The organism is Streptomyces sp. NBC_01089 (assembly GCF_045162975.1).
Taxonomy (GTDB): Bacteria; Actinomycetota; Actinomycetes; order Streptomycetales; family Streptomycetaceae; genus Streptomyces.
In genome coordinates this window covers 6,212,772-6,239,182 of sequence record NZ_CP108660.1, presented here as the reverse complement: position 1 = coordinate 6,239,182, position 26,411 = coordinate 6,212,772, and the positions used below count along the sequence as shown (strand labels likewise).

The following is a 26,411-nucleotide window of genomic DNA, read 5'->3' as shown; positions in this document are numbered from 1 at the left end:
GCGGGCAGGACTCAGCGGCCCAGCACCTGGCGGGCCATGACCACCCGCTGGATCTGGTTGGTGCCCTCGTAGATCTGGGTGATCTTCGCGTCGCGCATCATCCGCTCGACCGGGTGGTCGCGGACGTATCCCGCTCCGCCCAGCAGCTGAACGGCGTCGGTCGTGACGGCCATGGCCGCGTCGGACGCGAGGCACTTCGCGGCGGCGCCGAGGAAGGTGAGGTCGGCGGACCCGGCCTGGGAGGCCGCGGCGGCGCGGTAGGTCAGGGTGCGGGCCGCCTCGATACGCATCGCCATGTCGGCGATCATGAACTGGACGCCCTGGAACTCCGCGACCGGATGCCCGAACTGCCGGCGCTCGCGTACGTAGTCCACCGCGTAGTCCAGGGCGCCCTGGGCGATGCCCACGGCCTGGGCCGCGATGGAGATCCGGGTGTGGTCCAGCGTCCCCAGCGCCAGCCGCAGCCCGCGCCCCCGCTCGCCCAGCAGCCGGTCGGCGGGGAGGTGGACACCGTCGAAGTGGACCTCCTTGGTGACCGAACCGTGCAGGCCCATCTTGCGTTCCGGGGCGCCGTAGGAGATGCCTTCGTCGGTCCCCTCGACGAGGAAAGCGGAGATGCCGCGCTTGCCCTGGCCGGGGTCGGTGACCGCGAACACGATCATCACGGCGGCCTCGCCGGCCGATGTGATCCAGCTCTTGGTGCCGGAGAGCCGCCAGCCGTCGTCCGCGGGCTCCGCCCGGCAGGTCATCGCCGCGACGTCGCTGCCCGCTTCGCGCTCGGAGATCGCGTACGCGCACAGCGCATCGCCCGATGCCACCCGCGGCAGATACCGGCCGAGCTGGGCGTCGGACCCGGCGAGCAGCAGCGGGGTGACGCCGAGTTTGTTGGAGCTCAGCACGGTGGAGATGCCCGCGGACACCCGTGCCACCTCCTCGATGGCGATGGCCTGGGCGAGGGTGTCGGCGCCCGCCCCCTCGTACCGTTCGGGGACGCCGAGCGCGTGGAATCCGGCGGAGACGAGTTCCGCGTAGCCGTCGGCGGAGAAGACGTCCTCGGTGTCCGCGCGGTCCGCCAGCGGCTGGATCCGGTCCTCGGCGAAGGCGCGTACGGAGGCGCGGAAGTCCTCGTACTCGTCGGGCATCCGGTACGCGGGCTGTTCCTGCGATGTCTGTTCAGAGGTGCTCATGGCCTCAAGTCATCCACCCCTCCACCGCCACCGCCATGTGCGGCTGCACAACAGTGGCGGTGATCTCCGTTTCCGTGCACATATCCCCGGGTCCGCCCGCGCTCCTAGCGTTCGGCGCAGTCGAACTGAGGAGTTGCCATGCCGGCGTTGAGCGGCATTCGTGTGCTGGACCTGTCGCGGGTACTGGCCGGCCCGTTCTGTACGTCCCTGCTGGCCGACATCGGGGCCGATGTGGTCAAGGTCGAGCCGCCGGGCGGTGACGACACCAGGCGGCTCGGCCCGTTCGCGAAGGACGTCAGCGTCTACTTCGCGATGCTCAACCGGGACAAGCGGAGCATCGCACTCGATCTCAAGGATCCCGCGGACCTGGAGACCCTGTGGTCGCTGGCCGCGCGGGCCGACGTACTCGTGGAGAACTTCCGTCCGGGCGTCGCCGACCGGCTCGGCATCGGCGCTGCGGCGCTGCTCGCCCACAACCCGCGGCTGGTGTACGCGAGCATCTCCGGCTTCGGGCAGTCGGGCGCCATGTCGGGGCGCCCCGCCTACGACCTGATCATCCAGGCCATGTCGGGGATCATGGAGACCACCGGCAGTCCGGACGGCGAGCCGACCAAGGTCGGCGAGTCCATCGCCGATCTGCAGGCCGGTCTCTACGGTTCGTGGGCGATCTGCGCCGCGCTGGTCGAACGGGCCCGCACCGGCCGGGGTCAGCATCTGGATGTCGCCATGCTGGACGCGATGGTCTCGCTCCAGCTCACCGGCGCCAGCCTGCTGGCGGCCGACGGCGCCCCGCCCACCCGGGTCGGCAACCGGCATCCGGTCTCCACGCCGTTCGGCGTCTACCGGGCGGCCGACGCACCGGTGGTCCTGGCGGCCGCCAACGACCGCACCTTCCACCGGCTGCTGGACCTGATCGGCCGCCCCGAGCTGGCCGAGCACCCCGTCTACCGCACCGACGAGGCGCGTACGGCCCACGAACCTGAGGTCCGCGCCACCATCGAGAGCTGGACGCGGCAGCACTCCGCGGCCGAGATCGTCGCGCTCGCCGGGGAACAGGGCGTCCCCGCGGGCCCGGTGCGGGATCTCCAGCAGGCCATCGACAGCGTCCGCCCGCGGGGCGTCACCGGCGGGTTCCTGCACCCTTCGCTGGAGGGCATGACCGCACTGCGCCAACCCGTCGTGTTCCAGGGCGCGTCCGGCGCCGCACCGTCCAGCACCCCGGACCTGGACGCGCACCACGAGGAGATCATCCGCGACTGGACCGGCGGCTGATGCTCACGGGGGAGCCGGTCCGCCCAACACCCGGCGGCACCACAGTCGGTACCCTGTTCTCCATGACGACCGGGGTACGCCGCAGGATGGGCGTCGAAGAGCGCAGGCAGCAGCTGATCAGCGTCGCCCTCGACCTGTTCAGCCACCGCTCCCCCGACGATGTCTCCATCGACGAGATAGCCGCGGCCGCGGGCATCTCGCGGCCGCTCGTCTACCACTACTTCCCCGGCAAGCAGAGTCTGTACGAGGCGGCGCTGCGCCGCGCCGCCGACGAGCTGGCCGAGCGGTTCGTCGAGCCGCGCGAAGGGCCGCTGGGGGCACGGCTGCTGCGGGTGATGCAGCGGTTCTTCGACTTCGTCGACGAGCACGGCCCCGGCTTCTCGGCGCTGATGCGCGGCGGCCCCGCGGTGGGTTCCACCACCACCAGCGCGATGATCGACGAGGTGCGCACCGCCGCGTATCTCCAGATCCTGTCCCATCTCGATGTCCAGGAGCCGCCCGCCAGGCTCCAGTTGGTCGTCAGGTCCTGGGTGTCGCTCGCCGAGTCGACCGCGCTGATCTGGCTGGACGGGCGGAGCATTCCGCGGGCCGAGCTGGAGTTGCAGCTGGTGCACGACTTCGCGGCGCTGGCCGCGGTGAGTGCCGCGTACGACACCGGGATGGCGTCGGTCGTACGCCGGATACTGAGCGAGGAGCCCGCCGACGGGCCGTTCGGGGACCTGGTGGGGCGGCTGCTCTCCCTGGCACCGCTGCCCGGGGCTGAGCCGACCGCCGCCGAGCCGACCGCCTCTGAGCCGACCGCCGCCGAGCTGCCCGCCCAGCGGACCGGCTGAGTCCGGCTCAAGGTTTTCCGTAGACCACGGTGACCTGTTTGAAGCCGAGCGAGTGCAGCAGCCCCTGGAGCATGCTGGTGGTGTTCTTCTCGGCACGTGCCACCAGGCCGCTGTCCTTGGCCGCATCGGCGATGTGCCGCGCCGCGAGCTTCTGCACCGCGTGCTCGTTGTTGGGGTTGTCCGAGAAGAAGTCACCGAGCCGGTCGAGCAGCCCGCGCTGCTTGGAGACGGCGTACGAGCGGTCCGGGTCGATGGCGGGCTTGGCGAGCACCGCGTGCGGCAGCCGGAGCGTGGCCGTGGTGCGGTCCTTGTTCACGGTCACCCCGCTCCTGCCGGTCCTGCCCAGGTCGACATAGGAGCCGACGGTGCCGGCGCCCACGTACAGCATCCGGGAGCCGCGGATCGCGTCCGGCAGGAACTTGGTGTCCTTCTCCAGGTCCACGACGACCTGGAAGTTCCCCGACGCGGCCTCGTACCGGCTCATGTCCTGGATCGACTTGAGCAGCGCGGGGCCCGACCGGTCCTGGGTCTTCTCGCCGAACACGTCGCCGAGGCCCGGCAGCAGGTCGAGCCTGCTGCCGAGCAGCAGCAGCGCGAGGACCAGGACCAGGCCCACCGGCGCTTTGATCCACCAGGAGCGACGGGGGCCACGGCGCCCCTGATCACTCGCCGTCCTCCTCGCTGTGTCGCTCTCTGCGCCCCTCGCTGTGTCCCTCTCCGCCTCGGTCTCTGCTCGGGTCTGCGTCATGGGGTCCGGGTTCCCCCGTACTCCATGAACACTCGGCCCTCGCTCAGCCGTTGCGGTAGGACGGGTCCAGATCGCGGGTCTCGGCGGAGAGGTGCACCGTGCTCCGCGTGGGCTTCAGATGGCGGCGTACGAGGTCGGTGACCGCCTCACTGAGCCGGGCCTTGGCCTCGTCGGTGCGGCCGGCCAGCAGCGCGATGTCGACGTGCACCACGGCGTCGTCGCCGGCGCCGTCACCCACGACGAACCCGGCCGTCCTGACGAAGCGCGTCTTGCAGGCGGGGAGCCGGGCGGCGACCGTCTCCACGACGACCGGGTGCAGGCCGAGCGCGAAGCCCGTACGGTCGAAGGCGTCCTCCAGGGACTCGGAGTACTCGACGGTGATCTGCGGCATGGCGGATTCCTCCCGGCTGCTGGTCGGGGACGGACGGCGCCCGCCCCGGGACGGCAGGGCGGAGCGGCGCGCTGCCACCGCCCAGCCTCGCACGCCGCTCCCGCCGCCGGTCAGCCGGTACGCCGGGCCGTGGAGCCGCGCACCACCAGCTCGGGCCGGAAGACGAACTCCGTACGCTGGACCGGGTTTCCGCCGATCTCCTCAAGGAGCGCGCCCACCGCAGCCGCGGCCATCGCCTGCACGGGCTGGCGGACCGTCGTCAGCGGCGGACTGGTGAAGGCGATCAGCTGCGAGTCGTCGAAGCCGACCACCGAGATGTCGTCGGGGACTTCGAGTCCGCGCTCGCGGGCCGCCCGGACGACACCCAGCGCCATCAGGTCACTCCCGCACACCACGGCCGTGCACCCCTGGTCGAACAGCGCGCCCGCCGCGGCCCGGCCGCCCTCGACGCTGAACAGGGTGTGCTGGATCAGGGCCCCGGCCTCGTCGGCCGACTGGCCGAGCCGGGCCGCCACCGCCTCGATGAACCCCTCGCGTTTGCGGCGCGACGGCACATAGCGGAGCTGGCCGATGGCCAGGCCGATCCTGCGGTGCCCGAGGTCGGCGAGATGGCCCACGGCCATCTGGGCCGCCGCGTGGTCGTCGGGCGAGACGAAGGGCGCGCTGATCCGTTCGTTGTAGCCGTTGATCAGGACGAACGGCACCCCGCGCTCGGTGAGACCGGCGTACCGCTCCGGGTCGGACGAGGTGTCGGCGTGCAGCCCGGAGAGGAAGACGATGCCGCCCACCCCGCGCTCCACCAGCTGCTCGACCAGTTCGTCCTCGGTGGCGCCGCCCGGCATCTGCGTACAGAGGACCGGGGTGAAGCCGTGCCCCGCGAGGACCTGCTCCACGGCCTGGGCGAAGGCCGGGAAGATGGGGTTGGTCAGCTCGGGGGTCACCAGACCGATCAGCCCCGCGCTGCGCCGGCGCAGCCGTACGGGCCGCTCGTAGCCGAGGACGTCGAGCGCCGCGAGCACCCGCTGGCGCGTGGTGTCCGCGACGCCCGGCTTCCCGTTGAGCACCCGGCTCACGGTGGCCTCGCTGACGGCGGCCTGCGCGGCGATGTGCGCGAGGCGGGGAGGTGCCGTCACACCGACCACCAGACGGTGCTGTCCGCGGGCAGCTCGAACTCGCCGTCCTCCGGCAGGACTTCGTCGCCTCCGGTGACTTCGGTGCTGGCCAGTACCAGCCGCCCCGGCACGGGCAGGCGCACCGCGCGGCCGGTGGTGTTGACCGTGCAGCGGAAGCCGGGGCGGGCGAACGCCAGCACACCGTCCGGGGCGCCGGGGAGCCACTCGACGGACTCGCCCGCGCCCAGGCCGGGCAGCTCCCGCCGTACGGAGAGCGCGCGCCGGTACAGCTCCAGGGTGGATCCGCTGTCGCCGGACTGCGCCTCGACGCTCAGCGCGCCCCAGCCCGCGGGCTGCGGGAGCCAGCTGCCGCCGCTGCCGAAGCCGTACGAGGACCCTTCGGCCGTCCACGGAAGCGGCACCCGGCAGCCGTCGCGGAAGCCGTCCTGGCCGGCCGCGCGGAAGAACGACGGGTCCTGCCTGACCTCGTCGGGCAGGTCGGTGACGTCCGGGAGGCCCAGCTCCTCGCCTTGGTAGAGGTAGGCCGAGCCGGGCAGCGCCAGCATCAGCAGGGTCGCCGCACGGGCCCGCCGCAGGCCGAGCTCCGGGTCGCCCGGGGTGCGGATCTGGGTGCCGGCCGGCGGGTTGGCGAAGCGGGTCGTGTGCCGGGTGACGTCGTGGTTGGAGAGCACCCAGGTGGCGGGGGCGCCCACCGGGCGCATCGCGGCCAGCGACACATCGATGACCTCGCGCAGCTCGGCGGCGTCCCAGTGGGTGCCCAGGTACTGGAAGTTGAACGCCTGGTGCAGCTCGTCGGGGCGTACGTAGTGTGCGGTGCGCTCCACCGTGGGCGTCCATGCCTCGGCGACGGCGATCCGCTCGCCCGGGTACTCGTCGAGGATGGTGCGCCAGGAGCGGTAGATCTCGTGGACGCCGTCCTGGTCGAAGAACGGCATGACGTCATTGCCGAGCAGCCTGAGCTGGTCGCTGCCGCCGAGGTCGGGCAGACCGGGCGCCTTGACGAGCCCGTGGGCGACGTCGACCCGGAAGCCGTCGACGCCCATGTCGAGCCAGAACCGCAGGATCGAGCGGAACTCGTCGGCGACCGCCGGGTGCTCCCAGTTGAGGTCGGGCTGTTCGGGGGCGAAGAGATGGAGGTACCAGGCGCCGTCGGCGACCCGGGTCCAGGCGGGGCCGCCGAAGATGGACTCCCAGTCGTTGGGCGGGAGTTCACCGTTCTCGCCCTTTCCCTCGCGGAAGTGGTAGCGGTCGCGCAGCGGTGACGACGGGCCGTCGCTGATGGCGCGCCTGAACCACTCGTACTGGTCCGACGTGTGGTTGGGCACCACGTCCACGATGATCCGCAGCCCGAGGTCATGGGCGTCGCGGATCAGCGCGTCGGCGTCCAGGAGCGTGCCGAACATGGGGTCGATGGCCCGGTAGTCGGCGACGTCGTATCCGGCGTCGGCCTGCGGGGACGCGTAGAACGGCGAGAGCCAGACGGCGTCGACACCGAGGTCGCGCAGATAGGGCAGCCGGCTGCGGACGCCTTCGATGTCGCCCATGCCGTCGCCGTTGCTGTCGGCGAAGCTGCGCGGATAGACCTGATAGATCACCGCGTCCCGCCACCAGCCGGTGCGGTCAGCGGCCGACGGGGCGGCGGCGCGGTCGGCGGGGGCGGCGGAGTGCTGAGTCATGTCTTCCCTGGGTGAGTCAGATGCGTCAGTCAGATGCGTCGGATGCGTCATGGGGGGGTGCGGAAGGGGCTCAGCCCTTGGTCCCGCCCGCCGTCAAGCCGGTGACCAGGTGCTTCTGCACCAGGTAGAAGATGACGGAGACGGGGATGGCGATGAGGACGGCGGTGGCCGCCATGTAGTTCCACTGGGCGTCGTGCTCGCTGACGAAGCTGGAGAGGCCCACCGCGAGGGTGTACTTGCTGTCGTCGAGCATGAACGTCGAGGCGAAGGCGACCTCGCCCCAGGCGGTCAGGCAGGTGTAGAAGCCGGCCACCGCGAGGCCGGGCCTGGCGAGCGGCAGGATGAGCCGCCAGAAGGTGCCGAAGGGGCTGAGCCCGTCGACCCGTCCCGCCTCGTCGATCTCGTACGGGATGGTGTCGAAGTACCCCTTGAGCATCCAGGCGCAGTACGGCACGGCGGTGGAGCAGTACACCAGGATCAGGGCGCCGAAGGTGTCGATGAGGCCGAGGTCCGCGAGGATCACGTACATCGGCACCATCAGGACGGCGACCGGGAACATCTGGGTGACAAGGAGCAGCCACATCAGCTTCTTGTGGCCGGGGAAGCGCATCCGGGAGACCGCGTAGCCGGCGGTGGCGGCCATGAACACGCCGATGACGCTGGTCGCGACGGCGATCAGGGCGGTGTTGCCGAGCCAGGTGAAGAAGCGGGTGTGCTCCAGGACGAAGGAGTAGTTGGCGAACGAGATCTTGGACCAGATCCGGCCCGGGTGCAGATAGTCGCTCTTGTCGGGGCCGAGCGAGAGGAAGGCCAGCCAGGCGATCGGGAAGAGCGCGATCAGACTGGCGATGCTGAGCGCGGTGTGCGAGAGCACGGTGGCCCTGCGGCCGGGCCGGTCGCGGCGGACCGGGCGGGCGGGCCTGCGGACGGGCTGCGGTGTCCGCTCGGCCGGTGTGGTCTCCGTGGTGAGAGTCATCGGGGTTCCTGCCTTCGGGGTTCCGGCCGGTCTCAGCTGTTGGCCTTCTCGCTACGGGCCAGCCAGCGCCGGTAGAAGGAGGTGAAGACGATCAGGATGGAGAGCAGCAGTACGCCGTACGCGGCCGACTGGGCGTAGTCCCTGGGCTGCTGGCCGAAGCCCAGGCGGTAGGCCCAGGTGACGAGGATCTGGGCGTCGGGTGCGCCGTTGCCGAACAGCAGGAAGATGATGGCGAACTGGTTGAACGTCCAGATGATGCCGAGCAGGACGACGGTGGAGCTCACCGAGCGCAGGCCGGGCAGTGTGACGTTGAGGAAGCGCTGCCAGGGGCTCGCGCCGTCCATCTCGGCGGCCTCGTACAGGTCGGCCGAGATCGACTGGAGTCCGCCGAGCAGCGACACCATCATGAAGGGCACACCGCACCAGGTGTTGACGATGATCGCGGCGAGCTGCTGGAAGTGCGGCTCCTCGAGCCAGGCGGGCTGGGGCAGATGGAGGCCACCGAGCACCGAGTTCACGATGCCGGAGTCGCCGAGCATGATCCGCCAGGAGAAGACGGTGACGAACGTGGGCACCGCCCAGGGCAGGATCAGCAGCATCCGGTAGAAGGTCCGGCCGCGGAGCTTCTGGTTGAGCAGCAGGGCCAGGCCGAGGCCGATGCAGTAGTGCAGGGCGACGCAGGCGGCGGTCCAGACGATGGTCCAGAGGAAGTGGGACCAGAAGCGGTCCCAGGCCGTGGGGCCCCAGAGGATGTCCGCGTAGTTGTGCAGACCGATGAACTTGTAGGTGGCGTCGATGTGGTTGACACCGATGGTGCGGGCCGAGTTCAGGCTGTTCGCGTCGGTCAGCGTGAGGTAGAGGCCCTGGACGAGCGGGTAGCCCACCAGGACGCCGAGTACGACGACGACCGGGGCCGCCATCGCGTAGGCGTACCAGTGCTTCTGCCAGGACTGTTTGATGCGCTGCGCCGGCCCACGACGCTTGGGGCCCGCGCCTGCGACGGCAACGGTCATCTTGACACCTTTTCAGGGGAGTTCGGCGGGACGCACGGCGATCGGCCGCCGGGCCGCGGATGCTTGCGGGCCGGCGGCCGGCTGATCACTTGGTGAAGTCGGGGACCAGCTTGGCCATGGCCTCGTCGAGGGCCTTGACGCCGCTCTGGAGCGATTCCTTGCCGTCGGCGACCTTGGGCAGCTCGGTGTCCATCGGACCCCAGAGCGAGCTGTACTCGGGCAGCTCGGGCCGCGGCTGCGAGGCGCCGAGCACCTTCTGGAACCCGGCGATCCCGGGGTCCGCGGTGACCTTGGCGGTGTAGGCGTCGGAGCGGGTCGGCAGCGTGGAGTTCTTGAGCGCGATCTGCTCCTGGCTCTTCGCCGACGTCATGAAGTCCAGGAACTTCAGCGACGCGGTCTGGTGCGCCTTGTCGGAGCCCGCGTAGACGGCGAGGTTGTGGCCGCCGGTGGGGGCGCCCGCCTTGCCGGTGGAGCCGGCCGGGACGGTGGCGATGCCCAGGTTCTTCTTGTCCTTGAAGGCCGAGCCCTTGTAGAAGTTCGTGATCTCCCAGGGCCCCTGGATGATCGAGGCGACCTTGCCGTTGACGAAGGCGTCCTGCTGGTGGGCGTAGGCGTCGGCGGTGGTGTCCGCCTTGTGCAGGCCGGGGCCGTTGAAGAGGCCCTGCCAGGTCTGCAGGCCCTTGACCGCCGGGGCGCCGGCGATGGTGACCTTCTTCTGCGCGACGTCGACGGTGTCGGTGCCCTCGCCGTACAGGAAGGGCTGTGCGTAGTAGCCGGCGGTGCTGGCCCAGTAGCCGTCGGCCTTGGTCTTCGACTTGACCGCGGCCGCGTCGCTCTTCAGCTCGCCCCAGGTGGCGGGGGCCTTGGTGATGCCGGCCTCGGCGAAGAGCGCCTTGTTGTAGACGAAGGCCAGGGTGTCCGTGACCAGCGGGACACCGTAGGTCTTGCCGTCGAACCGCGCCTGCTTCAGCAGGTTGGGCTCGAAGTGCGCCTTGTCCTTGAGGGCTTCGGTGCCGTCCAGCGGGAGGAAGTAGCCCTTCTTGGCGAAGGCCGGGGTCCAGCCGACCTCGGAGCGCAGCACGTCAGGGGCGCCCTTGGCACCGGCGGCCGTGTCGAACTTGTTCTGCGCCTGGTCGAAGGGGACGTTGACGTACGTGACCTTGATGCCCTTGTTCGCCGCTTCGAACTCCTTGACCAGGGCGCGGTACGTGGGGGCCTCGTTCGTGGCGTTCGATGTGTCCCACCAGGTGATGGTGGTGACGCCGTCCGCCTTGTCACTGCCGCTGTCGCCGCCGCAGGCAGTCGCCGTGAGCGCCAGGGCCCCGGCCAGGGCGGTGGCCGCTATGCCACGTCGCATGTGAACTCCTTCGAGGGGTGCCGTTCCGTCACGGCTCCGGGTCGTCGAGGAACGTAACAAGGATGAAAGAAGACCGAAAGACCTTGCGAAGAATTTCCGCAAGGAGCCGTCTTCGTTACCTCGGCGTGTCCGCACGGTTGCCGTGATGGCCCTTGTCAAGCGGGGCATTGGGGGCCCCAGGGACCCGCGGTCGAGGTCGCGGCGGTCTACGCAAGAGCTTGCAAGGCTGTTACTTTCGGGACGCACCGGCGTTGTTCCCGTACGTTGCAGGACTTCCGAAAGGGATCACATGACGCAGCAGCTCACCGGCGCGGCCACCACATCCGGGGCCCGCACCCGATGGTGGCGGGACGCCGTCATCTACCAGGTGTACGTACGGTCCTTCGCGGACAGCGACGGCGACGGCATCGGCGATCTGCGGGGCATCGAGGAGCGGCTTCCGTACCTCGCCGAGCTGGGGGCCGACGCGGTGTGGCTCACCCCCTTCTACGCGTCGCCGCAGGCGGACGGCGGCTACGACGTCGCCGACTACCGGGTCGTCGACCCGCTGTTCGGGACGCTGGACGACGCCCAGTCGCTGCTGCGCACCGCGCACCGGCTGGGGCTGCGGGTGATCGTGGACGTGGTCCCCAACCACACGTCGGACCGGCATGTGTGGTTCAGGGAGGCGCTGGCGGGCGGCCCGGCCCGCGCCCGCTACCACTTCAGGCCGGGGCGCGGCCCTGAGGGTGAACTGCCGCCCAACGACTGGCAGTCGGTGTTCGGCGGCCCGGCCTGGACCCGGGTGTCCGACGGCTCCTGGTACCTCCATCTCTTCGCCCCCGAGCAGCCCGACCTCAACTGGGAGAACCCGGAGGTGCGCGCGGAGTTCGACTCGGTCCTGCGGTTCTGGCTGGAGCTGGGCGGGCGCGGGGTCGACGGATTCCGTATCGATGTGGCACACGGCATGGTCAAGGCCGCCGGGCTGCCCGACATCGGCACCGCCGAGCAGGTACGGATGATCGGCTCGCAGACGCTCCCCTTCTTCGACCAGGACGGCGTGCACGAGATCCACCGCTCCTGGCGGACGCTGCTCGACTCCTACCCGGGCGAGCGCATCGGCGTCGCGGAGGCATGGGCCCCGTCCGCCGAGCGCCTGGCCCTTTACGTACGCCCCGACGAACTGCACCAGGCGTTCAACTTCCAGTTCCTGCGGTGCCGCTGGGACGCGGCGGCGATGCGCACGGTGGTGGACGACTCGCTGGCCGCGACGGCCTCGGTGGGTGCGCCCACCACCTGGGTGCTCTCCAACCACGACGTCGTACGCCATGTGACGCGGTACGGGGGCGGCGCGGCCGGGCTGCGCCGGGCCAGGGCCGCGGCGCTGCTGATGCTGGCGCTGCCCGGTTCCGTCTACCTCTACCAGGGCGAGGAGCTGGGGCTGCCCGAAGTCACCGATCTGCCCGACGAACTGCGCGAGGACCCGTCGTTCTTCCGCGGCGCGGGACAGGACGGGCTGCGGGACGGCTGCCGGGTGCCGGTCCCCTGGACCGATGAGGGGCCTTCGTACGGATTCGGGCCGGGCCCTGGGTGGCTGCCGCAGCCGGAGAGCTGGGGCGCGTACTCCGTCGGGGCGCAGACCGGGGACCCCGGATCGACCCTGGAGCTGTACCGTGCCGCGCTCGCGCTCCGGCGCCGGCTGGACGGTCTCGGCGACGGCCCGATGAGCTGGCTCGAAGGGCCCCCCGGGGTACTGGTCTTCACCCGGCCGGGTTTCGTCTGCACCGTCAACACCCTGCCGGGCGCGGTCGAACTGCGGGTACCGGGGCGGCCGCTGCTGTCGTCGGCCGCGCCGGACATCTCCGGTGAGTCGGTGCGCGTTCCCGGTGATTCCTGCACCTGGTGGGCAATCTGACACGGGCCCGGTACAGTCCATTCCCATGACCGCACGGCTTGCCGACATCGCAACCCAGGCGGGGGTCAGCGAAGCGACGGTCAGCCGGGTCCTCAACGGCAAGCCGGGGGTAGCCGCGGCCACCCGCGAGTCCGTGCTCGCCGCACTCGACGTCCTCGGTTACGAACGCCCGGTGCGGCTGCGCCGCCGCAGCGCCGGCCTGGTCGGTCTGATCACGCCCGAGCTGGAGAACCCGATCTTCCCGGCGCTGGCGCAGGTCATCGGGCAGGCCCTGACCCGGCAGGGGTATACGCCGGTGCTGGCCACCCAGACCCCCGGCGGCTCCACCGAGGACGAGCTCACCGAGATGCTGGTGGAGCGCGGGGTCGCGGGCATCATCTTCGTCTCGGGGCTGCACGCGGACACCACGGCCGACATGGGGCGCTACGAGCAGCTGCGCGCGCAGGGCGTGCCGTACGTCCTCGTCAACGGGTTCTCGCCGAAGGTGCAGGCGCCCTTCATCTCGCCCGACGACCGGGCGGCGATGCGGCTGGCCGTCACGCACCTCGCGTCGCTCGGCCACACCCGCATCGGGCTCGCGCTCGGGCCCCGGCGCTTCGTTCCCGTGCTGCGCAAGACGGAGGGCTTCCAGGCCGAGATGGAGGCCAGGTTCGGACTGCCGGCGGACGAGAGCGAGAAGCTGATCCAGCACTCGCTGTACACGCTGGAGGGCGGGCAGGCGGCCGCGTCCGAACTCATCGCGTCCGGCTGTACGGCGGTGATCTGCGCCAGCGACATGATGGCACTCGGTGCCATCAGGGCCGCCCGCAGGCTGGGGCTCGACGTCCCGCGCGACATCTCGGTGGTCGGCTTCGACGACTCCCCGCTCATAGCGTTCACCGACCCGCCGTTGACCACCATCAGACAGCCGGTGACCGCCATGGGTCAGGCAGCTGTCCGCACCCTGCTCGAAGAGGTCGGCGGCACCCCCGCGCCGCACAGCGAATTCGTCTTTATGACCGAGCTGGTAGTCCGTGGTTCCACCGCGTCCGGGCCGGGATCCGCGCCGGGCCCGGAATCCCGGGGCGAGAGCGTCAACAAGCCGTAGCGGGTGCGGGCGCGTCCCTCCCGAGGGATGATCTGTGGGTAGTTGGTTTCTGGCAGACTCTTCCCCTATGGGTGAAACGACTGTGAAGACACTGGACGGCCATCAGGCCACCGCGTCACCCGTCGTGGCCAAGGAGCCTCACATCTCATTCATCGGGCGACTGCGTGCGCCCCGCCGCCCCCGCATCTGGTTCGAAGTACTGCTGATCGCGGTGAGTTACTGGGGTTACTCCCTGATCCGCAACGCGGTACCCGAGCAGAAAGCGGAGGCTCTGCGCAACGCGACGTGGATCTGGCACGCCGAGCACCTGCTGGGTATCTCGGTCGAGCAGAGCATCAACCACGCCGTGAACTCGGTGACATGGCTGATCATCGGGATGAACTACTACTACGCGACGCTGCACTTCATCATGACCATCAGCGTCCTGGTCTGGCTGTTCCACTTCCATCCGGGGCGCTACGCGGCGGCCCGGCTCGCGCTCTTCGCGACCACGGCGGTGGCACTGGCCGGCTACTACCTGTTCCCACTGGCGCCACCCCGCCTGATGAACCACAGCCACTTCATCGACACGGTGCTGGTGCACCACACCTGGGGCTCGATGGCTTCGGGCAACCTCAAGAACATGTCGAACCAGTACGCGGCGATGCCCTCGATGCACATCGGCTGGTCGCTCTGGTGCGGCCTGATCATCTTCGCACTGGCCCGCGCCCCCTGGGTCCGGATCCTGGGCCTGCTCTACCCCGCGCTGACCCTGCTGGTGATCGTCTCGACCGCCAACCACTTCTGGCTGGACGCGGTGGGCGGCGTACTCTGCCTGACCTTCGGAGCGGGCCTCTCGTACGCCTGGTACGGAGCCCTGCCGCACCGGCTCCCCCGAGTCCCGGAAAAGGTCAGAACGGGCGGCACTTTCACCCAGGGCATCCACGGCACCCTGAAGCCGGTACCGGCCAAGCAGGTCCCGTCGGACCGCTGAAGCGCCCGTGGGACCCGCCCGGGACTGAGGCCCAAAATCAAGCCCGCCCGGGACTGAGGCCCCAAATCAGGCCCGTCCGAGGCTGAGGCCCAAAATCAGGCCCGCCCGGGACTGAGGCCCAAAATCAAGCCCGTCCGGCGATTGAGGACCGGGGTCCGGGGCGGAGCCCCGAGCAGACGGCCCGCACCGCACCGGCACCGCCCGCACCGCACCGCGACCGCGCCACCGCACCCCCGTCACGCCCCGTAGAACCGCTCCTCCATAACCCCCCGGGCCCGCCTCGTAGCCCGCCGATAGTCATCCAGCATGTCCCCCACATGCCCCGTCTCGTACCCCAGATACCGAGCCACCGCAGCCAGCTCCCGCCCGTCCGAGGGAAACGTGTCGCCGGCCCTCCCCCGCACCAGCATCACCGCGTTGCGCACCCGCGAAGCCAGCACCCACGCCTCGTCCAGGGTCTGCGCGTCCTCGGTGGAGAGCAGCTCCGCGGCATGCGCGGCCGCCAGCGCGGTCCTGGTCCGGGTGGTCCGCAGCCCCGGCTGCTCCCACCCGTGCTGCAGCTGCAGGAGCTGCACCGTCCACTCCACGTCGCTGAGCCCGCCCCGGCCGAGCTTCGCGTGCAGCGTCGGGTCGGCGCCGCGCGGCATCCGCTCGGACTCCATCCGGGCCTTGAGGCGGCGGATCTCGCGTACGGCGTCCTCACCGATCCCCTCGGCGGGATAGCGCAGCGGGTCGATGAGCTCGATGAAGCTGCGTCCCAGCTCCGCGTCGCCCGCCATCGGCTCGGCACGCAGCAGCGCCTGGCTCTCCCAGACGCCCGACCAGCGCCGGTAGTACGCGGCGTACGACGCCAGGGTCCGCACCAGCGGCCCGCTCTTGCCCTCGGGGCGCAGATCGGCGTCGATCAGCAGCGGCGGGTCGGCGGTCGGCAGCTGGAGGAGCCTGCGCATCTCGGCGACGACGGCGTTCGCCGCGCGGGCCGCCTCCTGGTCGTCCACACCGTCCCGTGGGGCGTGCACGAAGAGCACGTCGGCGTCGGAGCCGTAGCTCAGCTCGTGGCCGCCGAAACGGCCCATCCCGATGACCGCGAACCGGGTGGGCAGGGTGTCGCCCCACTGTGCCCGTACGGCGGCCCGCAGCGCGCCCGAGAGGGTGGCGGCGTTCAGATCGGTGACGGCGTTGCCGACCCGGTCGACCAGCGCGCCCGGGTCGGACTCCGCCGGGTTCTCCTCGGTGCCGTACGAGCCGATGAGGTCGGCGGCCGCGGTACGGAACAGTTCGCGGCGGCGCACCCCGCGCGCGGATGCGACGGCGCCCTCCGGGGTCTCGGCGCGGCCGACCGCCGAGAGCACCTCCTGCTCCAGGATCGCGCGGGGGCGCGGTTCGAGGCCGCCGCGCGCACCGAGCAGCGCGACCGCCTCGGGGGCGCGCAGCAGCAGGTCGGGGGCGAGCCGGCCGGCCGAGAGGACCCGGGCGAGGTTCTCGGCAGCGGCGCCCTCGTCCCGCAGCAGCCGCAGATACCAGGGGGTCTTGCCCAGCGCGTCGGAGACCTTGCGGAAGCCGAGCAGCCCGGCGTCCGGGTCGGCGGAGTCCGCGAACCAGCCGAGCAGCACGGGCAGCAGGGTGCGCTGGATGGCGGCCTTCCTGGAGACCCCGGAGGCCAGTGCCTCCAGGTGCCGCAGGGCGCCGACCGGGTCGGCGTAGCCGAGCGCTTCGAGGCGCTGGCCCGCCGCTCTGGGGCTGAGCCGGTTCTCGCCGGGCGCCAGCTGCGCGACGGCGTCGAGGAGTGGCCGGTAGAACAGCTTCTCGTGCAGCCTTCTGACGACCGTCGCGTGGCGTTTCCACGACCGGGTGAGTTCGGCGACGGGTTCGGCGCGCAGCCCCAGTGAGCGTCCGAGCCTGCGCAGGTCCGCCGGGTCGTCCGGGACCAGGTGGGTGCGCCGGAGGCGGTACAGCTGGATCCGGTGCTCCATGGTCCGCAGGAAGCGGTAGGCCGCGTCGAGCTGTGCGGCGTCGGTCCTGCCGACGTAGCCGCCCGCGGCCAGGGCTTCCAGGGCGTCCAGGGTGTTGCCGCTGCGCAGGGTGGCGTCGTTGCGGCCGTGCACGAGCTGGAGCAGCTGGACGGCGAACTCGACGTCCCGCAGCCCGCCGGGCCCGAGTTTCAGCTCGCGGTCGACGAGGTCGGGCGGGATGTTGTCGATGACCCGGCGGCGCATCTTCTGGGCGTCGGCGACGAAGTTCTCCCGCTCGGACGCCTGCCACACCAGGGGCCGGACCGCCTCGGTGTACTCGAAGCCGAGCGCCGCGTCACCGGCGACCGCGCGGGCCTTGAGGAGCGCCTGGAACTCCCAGGTCTTGGCCCAGCGGTCGTAGTAGGCGAGATGGCTGGAGAGCGTACGGACCAGCGGTCCGTTGCGCCCCTCGGGCCGCAGGTTCGCGTCGACGGGCCAGATCGTGCCCTCGATGTTGGTGTCGGAGCAGATCCGCATCAGGTGCGCGGCGAGCCGGGTGGCGGCCTGCATGGCTGCGGTCTCGTCGGCGCCCGGCCCGGTGCCGGTGCCGGTGGGGTCGGCCGGTTCGGCGACGAAGATGACGTCCACGTCGGATACGTAGTTGAGTTCGTGACCGCCGCACTTGCCCATCGCGACGACGGCGAGACGGCAGGCCGCGGCGTCCTCGGGGGCCGCGGCCGACGCGATGGTGAGGGCGGCGCGCAGGGTGGCGGTGGCCAGGTCGGCCAGCTCGGCGGCGGCCTGCCTGACGTCGGTGGTGCCGCAGACGTCCCGGGCTGCGATGGCCAGCAGACACCGCCGGTAGGCGATCCGCAGCTCCACCGCGTCGGTCGCCTCGGCGAGCCCCTGCTCGAACTCGGCGATGCCGGGGTGCAGATCGGCCGTCTCGTACGTGACGAGGGCGTGCCAGTCGTGCGGGTGCCGCGCCAGATGGTCGCCGAGCGCCTCGGACGCGCCGAGCACCCCGAGCAGCCGGTCGCGCAGCGGCTTGGCCGCGATCAGGGTGTCAAGGAGCGTCTGCCGCTCGTCGGGCTGCTGCGACTCGGCCATGCGGACCAGGCCGAGCAGCGCCAGGTCCGGGTCCGCGGTGGCGCCGAGCGCGTCGAGGAGGACGGGGTCGGTGCGTACGGAGGCCAGCTCCGGGGCGTCGAGCAGCCGCTCGGCCGCCGCGGGATCGGTGAAACCGTGCCGGAGCAGCCGGGTGAACGTACTGCCTCTGCGTCCCGGCACGCTCATGCTGCCGCCTCTCGTCACGTGGCACCCGGCTGGCCGGAACACCGGTTGATCGAAGTCCGGTGCCGAGCGTAGTCGCAGCGGGCCGCGGTGGCGTTGCCGCATCGCGCCGGGAGTGGCAGCCGGGCCCGTCGGAGGACCCGGCTGCCCTCGCATGCCGTGGTGGACGGTCGGGGGCCGGGCTACTGCCCGATGCCGTTCTCCTCCGTGGCCCCGGAGGCGTCCAGGGTCACCTTGGCGATGGACTGGCAGGTGTCGCTGAGGCTGGACGAGTTGTAAGTGCCCTGGCCCGCGCTGGTGGTGGGGATGCCGAACAGCAGCTTGGAGTACTTGGCGTCGGCGCAGACGGTGGCCGGGTTGTTCCAGTCGAAGTACTCGGTCCAGCTGTTGAAACTGCCTCCGGCCATCGGATGGTCGCCGTCGATCTTGATGGTGCCGAGGACCGTGGTGGTGCCCGCGGTCCTGTCGACGATGGAGTACTTCCAGTACGAGCCGGACTGCTGCGCCGCCTCCATCGCGTACTGGTGCCCTTCGACGGGCCGCTGGTCGAGACGGCAGGTCTTGCCGGTGCCGCCCTCGTCGAAGTCCTGGCAGTAGGTGCCGGAGCCGCCCGCGGTGGCCTCGGTACCGTTCCAGATCGAGACGAGGAACATCCCGCCGCCGTCCGCGTGGGTCTGGAACCCCATGTACCCGGAGGCACCGCTTCCGGCGAAGTCGAACTGGGTCGACCAGTAGGCGTTGTAGTTGCCGGGCGAGTGCTGGAGCGTCATCGGGATGGAGACCGATGTGACGTCGGAGGGCGCGCTCCAGTAGGCGTACGTACCGGGGGTCTGCCCGGTGTCGGCGGCCTGCACGGGGCCGACGGGCCCCATGACCAGAACGGCGGCGCCCGCCGCGGTGGCCAGTGTTCCGGTGGTGATCAGGTGCCGGATCCGCATGTGTGTCTCCTGAGTGGGGGTGGAGTGCACTGATGGACTGCTCGCTGATGGACTACCGGTGAGTGATTCTGTTCACCGAAGGCGTTGAACAAGCACGTTCACGCATCAACTGACACCCGGTCAACGCCTGACGACGAAAAGACAAGAGGTGCCTCCGCAAAGTCCAAGAGCCCTTCGCCGGGCGGGCGATCGGTCAACACCGTTCCCCGACAGGCGAGTTCACAGTCCGCCCTGAGGCGCGGGGGCTGGGCCTGGGCCGGTCCCGGCGTTGCTGAGCCCGGCAGTTGGCGTCGCAGCGCCGGTGTTCGAGTAAAGCCGTTGAGCTGCCCGATCCCCATCCGGCATGATCCGGTCCGTGGACACCTATCTGGAGACCGAGCGTCTGGCTCTGCGCCACTTCACCGCCGACGACGCGGACCTGCTGATCGAGCTGGACAGCGACCCGGCGGTGATGCGCTACCTGACCGGCGGCGAGCCGACGCCGCCTGAGGTCGTCCGCGAGAGCTACCTGCCGAACATCATCGCCGGTTACGAGAAGTGGCACGGCCAGCTCGGACTGTTCGCCGCACAGGAGAAGGACGGCGGTGCGTTCATCGGCTGGTTCATCCTGCGTCCCGAGCGGGAGGGCCCACTGGACGAGGTCGAACTCGGCTACCGGCTCCGGCGGGCGGCCTGGGGCAAGGGGTACGCCACCGAAGGCTCGCGGGCTCTGCTGGACAGGGCGTTCACCGAACTCGGTGTGCGCATGGTCTGGGCCGAGACGATGTCCGTGAACCACGGTTCGCGCAACATCATGGAGAAGCTCCGGATGAGGTTGGCGGACACCATCCCCACCCCTCCCGACATGGCGATGGTCGAGGGCGCCGAGCACGGTGGCGTCCGATACGAGATCACCAAGGAGCAGTGGGAGCAGCGGTAGGCATCTGACACGGTCCCGGGCCGGCGGCATCGCGCCGCGGGCCCGCAGGCGTCAGTCCATCAGGAGAAGCCCTGCCGCACAGCCTGGTGGGTGGACCATCCGCCAGAATCGCCGGGCATCCACGCTGCTGTGAGCTGGGTGGAGTCGGCTCCGGCGGCTCAGGAAGCCGGGGATCCCGGCGATGATGCCGGTCTCTTCCTGACATTCGCGCACCGCGCAGCGTTGCTGGGCGGGCGCGCAACCGAGGCCGGGGCGACCGCACTTGCGTGCCGCGTCCCGGCGCCCCCGGTGACCCACCTCGTACGGAGGAGCGCATCCCGACGTCGAGATCGACGCTGTACGGATCACGGGCGATTCCGCTACGGCCCGTCGGTGCGGGCGGGGGCGGGGGCGGAATCCGCCGTGCCGCGGAGTCGCAGCTGGAGCCACGTGACCAGGCGGGCGTCGGGATCGTCGAGATGGAGACCGAACAGTTCCTCGGCACGCCGCATGCGGTAGCGCAGCGTGGTCGGGTGCACCTTCAGCAGCGTTGCCGCGTCGCCGCCGCGAGGGCCGTGCGCCAGTACGGTGTGGACCGTGCGGGCGTAGTGCGTACCGAATCGCCGGTCGTGGTCGAGCATCGCCCTGACCGCGGGTACGGGGTCGGCGAGCGCCTCATTCGGGTCGGAGGCGAGTTCCTCCAGCACGACGAGGCAGGCGACGTCGGCGCAGGTGGCGACGGGACCGCTCGACGGGTCGGCCGAGACGGCCCGCAGGGCCCGGTCGGCGTCCCGGCGTGCTCGTGGGAGGGCCGTCCAGTTCGCGGTGTCGTGGCCGACGCCCGCCTGCACCGCTGTACCGAGCGCCACGGACGCGTTCGCGGCCGTCCACCTGATCAGTCCGAGCAGTTCCCCGGTGCGTTGTGGTTCCGCGAGCACCGCGTAGGCCCGGTCGTCCACCACACCGCACAACGCGGGCCTGCGGTAGACCTCGAAGTGGCTGTGGACCACCTGGGCGAGTCGCGCCGGGACCGATCGCGGCGAGCGTTCCCCGGCGGTGACGCCGAAGCTGACGACGAGCGCCGTGGCCGACACATCCGTGCCGAGCTGCGCCGCGCAGGAGTTCGGTGCCATCGTGCCGCCGAGCATCGCTTCCAGTGCCCGGGTCCGCTGCAGTTGCTCGGCGTCCCGGGCCTGGCGGGCCCGCACGAGGTGAACCGCGGTGAGGTTCGCTGCGCGTTGAAGCGCGTCCTCCGCGGCAGCACCGAGGTCCCCGCCCGCGTCGATGGCCCACAGCGCGCCGAGCAGTTCGCCCTCCGCCCGTACGGCAACGGCGAGCCTGGGGAGCAGGGTCGGCGCGACCCCGGCGAACCGCACGACCGAGACGGACTTCAGCAGCCGCTCGTAGGTGTTCGGGTTGTACGGCAGATCGGGCACCTGCCTGCCGAGGATCGATGATCTGCGGACCTCGTCGGTGGGCTGGTCCGCGAGGCTGGAGTAGGCCAGTACGCGCTCGTGCTGGTCCTCGATCGCCACGGCGCCGCCGACCGTCGCGGCGATCATGTCGGCGAGCGCGAACAGGTCGGCGACACCTTCGCCGGCCCCCGTGCCCAGCTGCGGCACCGATGCCGTGATCGTCAGAACGTCCCTGAGCTGCCCCGCCAGATCCAGCCAGGGCACCTCATCGGCCAGCTCCAGCAGTGCGATGCCGGCCTCCGCACAACCACGGGCGAGCTCGGCGGACGCGGGCTCGGCGTCCGGCGATGCCCGGATCACCGCCGCACCGGCGCCGCTCGCAGTGAGCGACCGGACCGTTTCCTGGACGGCCGAGCCCTGCGGGACCGCACCGATGAGCAGGGCGACACCCCCGTGGCAGCCTCCCGCCAGGGGGCCGTGGTCGTCCCACCCGGCCGACGGGCGCTCGTGGACGAAGACCGGGCCGGATATCGACCGTTCGTCGTCCTCCGCGGTGCGGAGCCGCAGCCGTCGCGCGCCGACACCCCGCAGCAGCTCATGAAGAGTCGTCACCCGAGCATGCTCGCACACGAGCAATCGGGGGCCCATGTTCTCTCCGTCACGAGCATGCGGGCTCCGTACGCCGTGGTGGAGAGTGGCCACCGGGCACCCGCACAAGGGGCGCCGCCCAGCCATCCAGCACAACCAGACATGGCCGAAAACGGCTGACTACCACCCAAGGGGAGACCATGGTGCAGACATCCCCGGAGACGACTCTCCGGGGCGAACCGGAGATGGTGGCGCTGCGTCACTACGGACGGTGGATCTACGGCGCGATCGCGCTCGTGGTGCTCGGATACATAGTGTGGCTGTTCGGTCACAGCTCGATCGACTGGCGAACGGTACGCTCGTTCCTCACCATCGGCGTCATCCTCAAGGGCCTCGGCAACACGGTCCTCATATCCGTCGTCTCGATGGTGCTCGGTGTCGTGCTCGGGATCGTCTTCGCACTGATGCGGCTCTCCGAGAACCCGGTGACGCGGGCCATCTCGTGGCTGTACGTATGGCTGTTCCGCGGTACGCCGGTGTACCTGCAACTGCTGATGTGGTTCAACCTCGCGATCATCCTGCCGCGCATCGGTCTCCCCGGCCTGGGAAGCGTACCGACGGTGTCGCTGATCACGCCGTTCGTGGCCGCGGTGCTGGGACTTGGTGTCAACGAGGGCGCCTACATCGCGGAAATCGTGCGCGCCGGGATCTCCTCGGTCGCCCCGGGGCAGCGTGAGGCGGCCATGGCCATCGGGATGCGGCCGATGCGCATCATGCGGCGGATCGTGCTTCCGCAGGCGATGCGGGTGGTCGTCCCGCCGCTGGGCAACGACTTCGTCAACCTGCTCAAGACCTCCGCTCTGGCCAGCGCGATCTCCTACAGCGAACTGCTCAACAGCGCGCAGCAGATCTACTTCATCAACAGCAAGGTGATGGAACTGCTGATCGTCGCGGCCGTCTGGTACCTGGTCGTCGTCTCGGTGTTCAGCGTCGCGCAGTACTTCGTCGAGCGGCGGTTCAACCGCGGTAGCACGCACGGCTCCAGCCCGACGCTGGCCGAAACGGTGTGGAAGGCGATGACCTCGACGCGACGGACGCGGCGGGGGAACCGGCGGACAGGAGACGCACATGGATGAGCAACCACTGGTCTTCGCCCACGAGGTGCGCAAGCGCTTCGGCCACGTCGATGTGCTGAACGGGGTCTCGCTCTCAGTGTCGGCCGGGGAGGTGTGCTGTCTGATCGGTCCCTCCGGCTCGGGCAAGTCCACGTTCCTGCGGTGCATCAACCGGCTGGAGGCCATCGACGGCGGTGTGCTCGAAGTCGGCGGCGAGTTCGTCGGCTACCGCAGAAAGGGCGACAAGCTCCACCAGCTCAGCGAGCGCGACGTCGCCTCGTTCCGTGCGCGCGTCGGCATGGTGTTCCAGCACTTCAACCTGTTCCCGCACATGAACGCGCTGGAGAACGTGATCGAGGGGCCGGTGCACGTACTCGGGCACCCCAAGGCGGCTGCCGCGGAGCGTGGCCGTGAGCTGCTCGCCCAGGTCGGCCTCGCCGGGAAGGAGGGCAACTACCCCTCGCAGCTCTCCGGTGGCCAGCAGCAGCGGGTGGCGATCGCCCGCGCACTGGCGATGGATCCGGCAGTGCTGCTGTTCGACGAACCGACCTCGGCGCTCGACCCCGAGCTCGTCGGCGATGTGCTCGGCGTGATGCGCGCGCTTGCCGCGCGCGACATGACGATGATCGTGGTCACCCACGAGATGGGTTTCGCCCGTGAGGTCGCCGACACGGTCGCCTTCATGGACGGCGGCGTGATCGTCGAGGCGGGGAACCCCTCCGACGTGCTGGAGAACCCCCGGAGTGACCGCTGCCGCTCCTTCCTGTCCAAGGTGCTGTGATGGCGATCCCCACCAGGCGGCGCACGCCGCGCGCGCTGATCGTGCCGACCGTCGTCATGCTGCTCGCCCTCGCCGGATGCGGCAGCCCGCGGGACACCCCGGCGCTGCATCCCCCGTCGAACCGGAAGGCCCTCGGCTCCGTACAGGTCGACCCGCAGCTGCGGCAGATGCTGCCGGCCGATGTGCGCAGGAGGGGCCGCCTGGTCCTCGGCCTGAACCCCATCTTCGCGCCGATGGAGTTCAAGCCACCGGGCTCGGCGGAGATGCACGGATTCGATCTGGACTTCGCGCGGGCGCTGGCCAGGACGCTCGGGGTCCGCCTGCAGGTGTCGGTCTCGCCGTTCGACCAGCTGATCAACTCGCTCAACACCGACCGCGTGGACCTGGTGATCTCCGGGCTGTCCGACTCCAGGGCCCGGGAGCAGACCCTGGACATGATCGATTACTTCCGGTCCGGCGCCCAGGTCTTCACCACCACACGGAAGGCGGGCGCCCAGCACGGCCTCCGGGAGCTGTGCGGACGGTCGATCGGGCTGAGCAAGACCACCGACAACTACGGCACGATCCAGAAGTTCAGCGCCGAACAGTGTGTGGCGGCCGGGAAGCCACCGATCGACATCGTCGGCGTGGACTCGTCGGCCAGCGCCCGACTGCAGCTGCAGCAGGGCCGGGTGGACGCCTCCGTACAGGAACCGGAGACGCTCGCCTACGTCATGAAGCAGGCGCCCGGCACGTTCGTCCGGCTGGGGAAGCCGCTGAACCCCGCCCCGTACGCGATCGCGATCTCCAAGCAGAAGAAGCAACTCACGACGGCGGTGCTCCACGCGGCCCGCAAGCTCTTCGACGACGGCGTGTACGCCGAGTTGCTGAGGACCTGGAACTTGCAGGGGTCCGCGCTACCGAAACCTGGCTTGAACCTGAAGGGAAGGCAATGAGCGGAGAAGACCTCAACGTGGTGGGCGCCGCGGCCCTCGTCCTCGTCCGGGACGACGGCGGCCCCCGGCGCGGACGGGCGCAGGGCGAGGTGGAGATCCTCGCCGACGGCGCGGTCGCCATCCGGTCCGGCCGCATCGTGGCCGCAGGACCGACCGACGAGGTGCTGCGCGCCGCGGGCCCCGCCCCGACGCTTGACGCCCGCGGACGCACCGTTCTGCCGGGGCTGGTCGAGTCCCACACCCACCCGCTCTTCGGCGGTGACCGGCACCACGAGTACGCGGAGAAGCTCTCCGGCACAGTCCCGCGGGACCCGACCGCGCCGCGCGGGATAGGCGCGGCCGTGCTGCACACCCGCGAGGCCGATGACGGTGCGCTGCTCTCCGACGCGGCACGTGCCTACGCGAAGCTGCTGCGCGGGGGCGCCACGACCGTCGAGGTGAAGACGGGGTACGGACAGTCGACGCGTCAGGAGCTGCGCGCACTCGACCTGCTGCACCGCTCGCGCGCCACGACCCCGCAGTCGCTGGTGCTGACCTTCCTCGGTGCGCATGTGGTGCCCCCCGAGGCGGCGGACGCGGAGAGCTACGCCGGGCTCGTACGCGACGAGATGCTGCCCGCCGTGGTCGAGCAGGGCATCGCCGACCTGCACGACCTCGTGTGCGAGAGGGGAGTCTTCGACGAGGGCCTCGCCGCGGAACTGCTGGACGCCTCCCGGAAGGCGGGACTCCCCGCACGGGTGCACGCCGACGCCAATGCCGCCTCGCGCGGCTGGGCGACGGCGGTCGCAGGCGGCGCGATCGCCGCCGACCACCTGACCTACACCCCGGACTCCGAGATCCGTGAGGTGGGAACCACCTCCACGGTCGCCGTGCTGCTGCCGGTCGCCGAGCAGCTCTATCTCGACGAACGCCGGGCCAACGCACGGCTGTTCATCGACGAGGGTGTCCCGGTGGCGCTGGCGACCGACTACTGCTCCGCCCTCCATCCGACGTCGACGCTGCTCAGCCTCGCGCTCGGGACCAGCTGGTTCCGCATGACCCCTGCCGAAGCGATCGTCGCGACCACACTGAACGCCGCCTACGCCTGCGCACGCGGCCACGACCGCGGCTCGATCGACATCGGGAAGCGCGGCGATCTCACCATCGTCGACTGCCCGCATCCCAACGAGATCTGCGTCAGCATGGGCACCGCGCCCCTCGGCGCGGTGGTCATCGAGGGACGCGTCGTCCTGGGCGGCTCCGCATGAGGCCCATCGGACTGCTCACCATCGGCCAGAGCCCGCGATCCGACATCGAGCCGACCCTCGCCGACATCCTCGGGGCGGACGTCCCGTTGGTGTGTGAGGGCGCGCTGGACGGCCTGTCGTCCGGACAGCTCGGCGAGCTGGAGGCCCCGGTGGGCCCGGCGGGCATCGAAACACGGCTCGCCGACGGCAGCACCGTCGTGGTCCGGCGTGACGCACTGCCGCCGCTGCTGCGGGCTGCCGCGGCCAGGCTGCCGTCCGACGTACGGCTCGCGGCCTATCTGTGTACCGGCGCACTCCCGGACATCGGGCGCGAGGAACTGCTGGTCCTCGACTCCGGCGCCGTCCTGCACGGCACTGTCGCCGCCACGGCGCAGGGCCGGCGGCTGGGTGTGATCAGCCTCCCCTCCGACCTCGCCGATGCGCCCGAGTCCTGGGCCCACCATGGTCCGGAGGTGCTGTACGCCGCGGCCGACCCGTACGGCGGCGGGCCGCCCGTGGCCGAGGCCGCACGCGAACTGGCCGACTCCGGCGCGACGCTCCTGGTACTGGACTGCATGGGTTTCGGCGCCGGGCACCAGGCGGAGGCCGCACACGGCTCCGGCCTCCCGGTGATCTGCCCCGCCGTGGTGCTCGGCCACACGCTCACCGCTCTCACCGTGCCGGACCCCGGCCACCGCGCACGCTGACGAGACCCCGACGAAACGGAGTA

The 26,411-nt window shown here is 70.7% G+C and carries 22 protein-coding genes; 11 read left to right on the top strand and 11 right to left on the bottom strand.

Annotated features, from left to right (window positions below; translation table 11 throughout):
- Positions 1–11: 11 nt before the first annotated feature.
- A complete protein-coding gene (locus tag OG510_RS28030) occupies positions 12–1,187 on the bottom strand; it encodes an acyl-CoA dehydrogenase family protein (protein ID WP_406140476.1) in 1,176 nt (391 codons plus the stop codon).
- Between the two features lie 138 nt (positions 1,188–1,325).
- On the opposite strand from OG510_RS28030, the gene OG510_RS28025 reads away from it, so the two are divergent.
- Both OG510_RS28025 and OG510_RS28020 read left to right on the top strand, forming a co-directional pair.
- Positions 1,326–2,459, top strand: coding sequence for a CaiB/BaiF CoA transferase family protein (locus OG510_RS28025; protein WP_406140474.1), 1,134 nt, complete (start codon positions 1,326–1,328; stop codon positions 2,457–2,459).
- A gap of 62 nt (positions 2,460–2,521) precedes the next feature.
- Positions 2,522–3,292, top strand: a complete 771-nt coding sequence (locus tag OG510_RS28020) for a TetR/AcrR family transcriptional regulator (RefSeq protein WP_406140473.1) — start codon at positions 2,522–2,524, stop codon at positions 3,290–3,292.
- Between the two features lie 7 nt (positions 3,293–3,299).
- On the opposite strand, the gene OG510_RS28015 is transcribed toward OG510_RS28020, so the two are convergent.
- The 7 genes from OG510_RS28015 to OG510_RS27985 all read right to left on the bottom strand — a co-directional run bounded on the left by OG510_RS28015 (position 3,300) and on the right by OG510_RS27985 (position 10,586).
- Positions 3,300–4,040, bottom strand: a complete 741-nt coding sequence (locus tag OG510_RS28015) for a DUF4230 domain-containing protein (RefSeq protein ID WP_406140471.1) — start codon at positions 4,038–4,040, stop codon at positions 3,300–3,302.
- 43 nt (positions 4,041–4,083) lie between these two features.
- Complete coding sequence (locus tag OG510_RS28010) at positions 4,084–4,431, bottom strand: 5-carboxymethyl-2-hydroxymuconate Delta-isomerase (protein WP_406140470.1); 348 nt, start codon at positions 4,429–4,431, stop codon at positions 4,084–4,086.
- A 110-nt stretch (positions 4,432–4,541) separates the two neighbouring features.
- Positions 4,542–5,573: a LacI family DNA-binding transcriptional regulator gene (locus OG510_RS28005; protein WP_406140469.1), complete on the bottom strand. Its 1,032-nt coding sequence runs from the start codon at positions 5,571–5,573 to the stop codon at positions 4,542–4,544.
- Positions 5,561–7,240 carry an alpha-amylase family glycosyl hydrolase gene (locus tag OG510_RS28000; protein ID WP_406140467.1) on the bottom strand — a complete coding sequence of 560 codons (1,680 nt, stop codon included), beginning with the start codon at positions 7,238–7,240 and terminating at the stop codon, positions 5,561–5,563. The genes OG510_RS28005 and OG510_RS28000 overlap by 13 nt, the downstream gene beginning before the upstream one ends.
- Positions 7,241–7,310: 70 nt before the next feature.
- Positions 7,311–8,216: a sugar ABC transporter permease gene (locus OG510_RS27995; protein ID WP_406140465.1), complete on the bottom strand. Its 906-nt coding sequence runs from the start codon at positions 8,214–8,216 to the stop codon at positions 7,311–7,313.
- A gap of 32 nt (positions 8,217–8,248) precedes the next feature.
- The gene (locus tag OG510_RS27990; protein ID WP_406140464.1) at positions 8,249–9,229 is read right to left on the bottom strand and encodes a carbohydrate ABC transporter permease; all 981 of its coding nucleotides are present in this window, start codon (positions 9,227–9,229) and stop codon (positions 8,249–8,251) included.
- A gap of 85 nt (positions 9,230–9,314) precedes the next feature.
- Positions 9,315–10,586 (bottom strand): extracellular solute-binding protein, encoded by a 1,272-nt coding sequence (locus OG510_RS27985; RefSeq protein ID WP_406140462.1) that lies wholly within the window; start codon positions 10,584–10,586, stop codon positions 9,315–9,317.
- A gap of 289 nt (positions 10,587–10,875) precedes the next feature.
- Here OG510_RS27985 and OG510_RS27980 point away from each other — a divergent pair, with 289 nt between their 5' ends.
- From OG510_RS27980 to OG510_RS27970, 3 genes are all read left to right on the top strand, one after another.
- Positions 10,876–12,480, top strand: coding sequence for a glycoside hydrolase family 13 protein (locus OG510_RS27980; RefSeq protein WP_406140461.1), 1,605 nt, complete (start codon positions 10,876–10,878; stop codon positions 12,478–12,480).
- Positions 12,481–12,505: 25 nt separating this feature from the next.
- A complete protein-coding gene (locus tag OG510_RS27975) occupies positions 12,506–13,567 on the top strand; it encodes a LacI family DNA-binding transcriptional regulator (protein WP_406140459.1) in 1,062 nt (353 codons plus the stop codon).
- A 67-nt stretch (positions 13,568–13,634) separates the two neighbouring features.
- Complete coding sequence (locus OG510_RS27970) at positions 13,635–14,540, top strand: phosphatase PAP2 family protein (protein WP_406140458.1); 906 nt, start codon at positions 13,635–13,637, stop codon at positions 14,538–14,540.
- Positions 14,541–14,776: 236 nt separating this feature from the next.
- Here OG510_RS27970 and OG510_RS27965 read toward each other — a convergent pair whose 3' ends face one another.
- On the bottom strand, positions 14,777–17,788 hold the full coding sequence (locus OG510_RS27965) for a bifunctional [glutamine synthetase] adenylyltransferase/[glutamine synthetase]-adenylyl-L-tyrosine phosphorylase (RefSeq protein ID WP_406140456.1): 3,012 nt from the start codon (positions 17,786–17,788) through the stop codon (positions 14,777–14,779).
- 179 nt (positions 17,789–17,967) lie between these two features.
- Entirely contained in the window at positions 17,968–18,723 is a 756-nt protein-coding gene (locus OG510_RS27960; RefSeq protein WP_406140455.1) for a DUF3472 domain-containing protein, read from the bottom strand.
- A 355-nt stretch (positions 18,724–19,078) separates the two neighbouring features.
- Between OG510_RS27960 and OG510_RS27955 the strand changes: the two genes are divergently transcribed.
- On the top strand, positions 19,079–19,642 hold the full coding sequence (locus OG510_RS27955; protein WP_406140454.1) for a GNAT family N-acetyltransferase: 564 nt from the start codon (positions 19,079–19,081) through the stop codon (positions 19,640–19,642).
- A 359-nt stretch (positions 19,643–20,001) separates the two neighbouring features.
- Here OG510_RS27955 and OG510_RS27950 read toward each other — a convergent pair whose 3' ends face one another.
- On the bottom strand, positions 20,002–21,648 hold the full coding sequence (locus OG510_RS27950; protein ID WP_406140453.1) for a PucR family transcriptional regulator: 1,647 nt from the start codon (positions 21,646–21,648) through the stop codon (positions 20,002–20,004).
- A gap of 176 nt (positions 21,649–21,824) precedes the next feature.
- On the opposite strand from OG510_RS27950, the gene OG510_RS27945 reads away from it, so the two are divergent.
- Genes OG510_RS27945 through OG510_RS27925 form a run of 5 tightly spaced genes read left to right on the top strand, consistent with a single transcriptional unit; the run spans position 21,825 to position 26,388 of the window.
- Positions 21,825–22,760 carry an amino acid ABC transporter permease gene (locus OG510_RS27945; RefSeq protein ID WP_406140451.1) on the top strand — a complete coding sequence of 312 codons (936 nt, stop codon included), beginning with the start codon at positions 21,825–21,827 and terminating at the stop codon, positions 22,758–22,760.
- The gene (locus tag OG510_RS27940) at positions 22,753–23,520 is read left to right on the top strand and encodes an amino acid ABC transporter ATP-binding protein (protein ID WP_406140449.1); all 768 of its coding nucleotides are present in this window, start codon (positions 22,753–22,755) and stop codon (positions 23,518–23,520) included. Before OG510_RS27945 ends, OG510_RS27940 begins: the two co-directional genes overlap by 8 nt.
- Positions 23,520–24,455, top strand: a complete 936-nt coding sequence (locus OG510_RS27935) for an ABC transporter substrate-binding protein (protein ID WP_406140448.1) — start codon at positions 23,520–23,522, stop codon at positions 24,453–24,455. The genes OG510_RS27940 and OG510_RS27935 overlap by 1 nt, the downstream gene beginning before the upstream one ends.
- The gene (locus OG510_RS27930) at positions 24,452–25,702 is read left to right on the top strand and encodes an amidohydrolase family protein (protein ID WP_406140446.1); all 1,251 of its coding nucleotides are present in this window, start codon (positions 24,452–24,454) and stop codon (positions 25,700–25,702) included. Before OG510_RS27935 ends, OG510_RS27930 begins: the two co-directional genes overlap by 4 nt.
- Positions 25,699–26,388 (top strand): AroM family protein, encoded by a 690-nt coding sequence (locus OG510_RS27925; protein WP_406140444.1) that lies wholly within the window; start codon positions 25,699–25,701, stop codon positions 26,386–26,388. Before OG510_RS27930 ends, OG510_RS27925 begins: the two co-directional genes overlap by 4 nt.
- Positions 26,389–26,411: the final 23 nt, after the last annotated feature.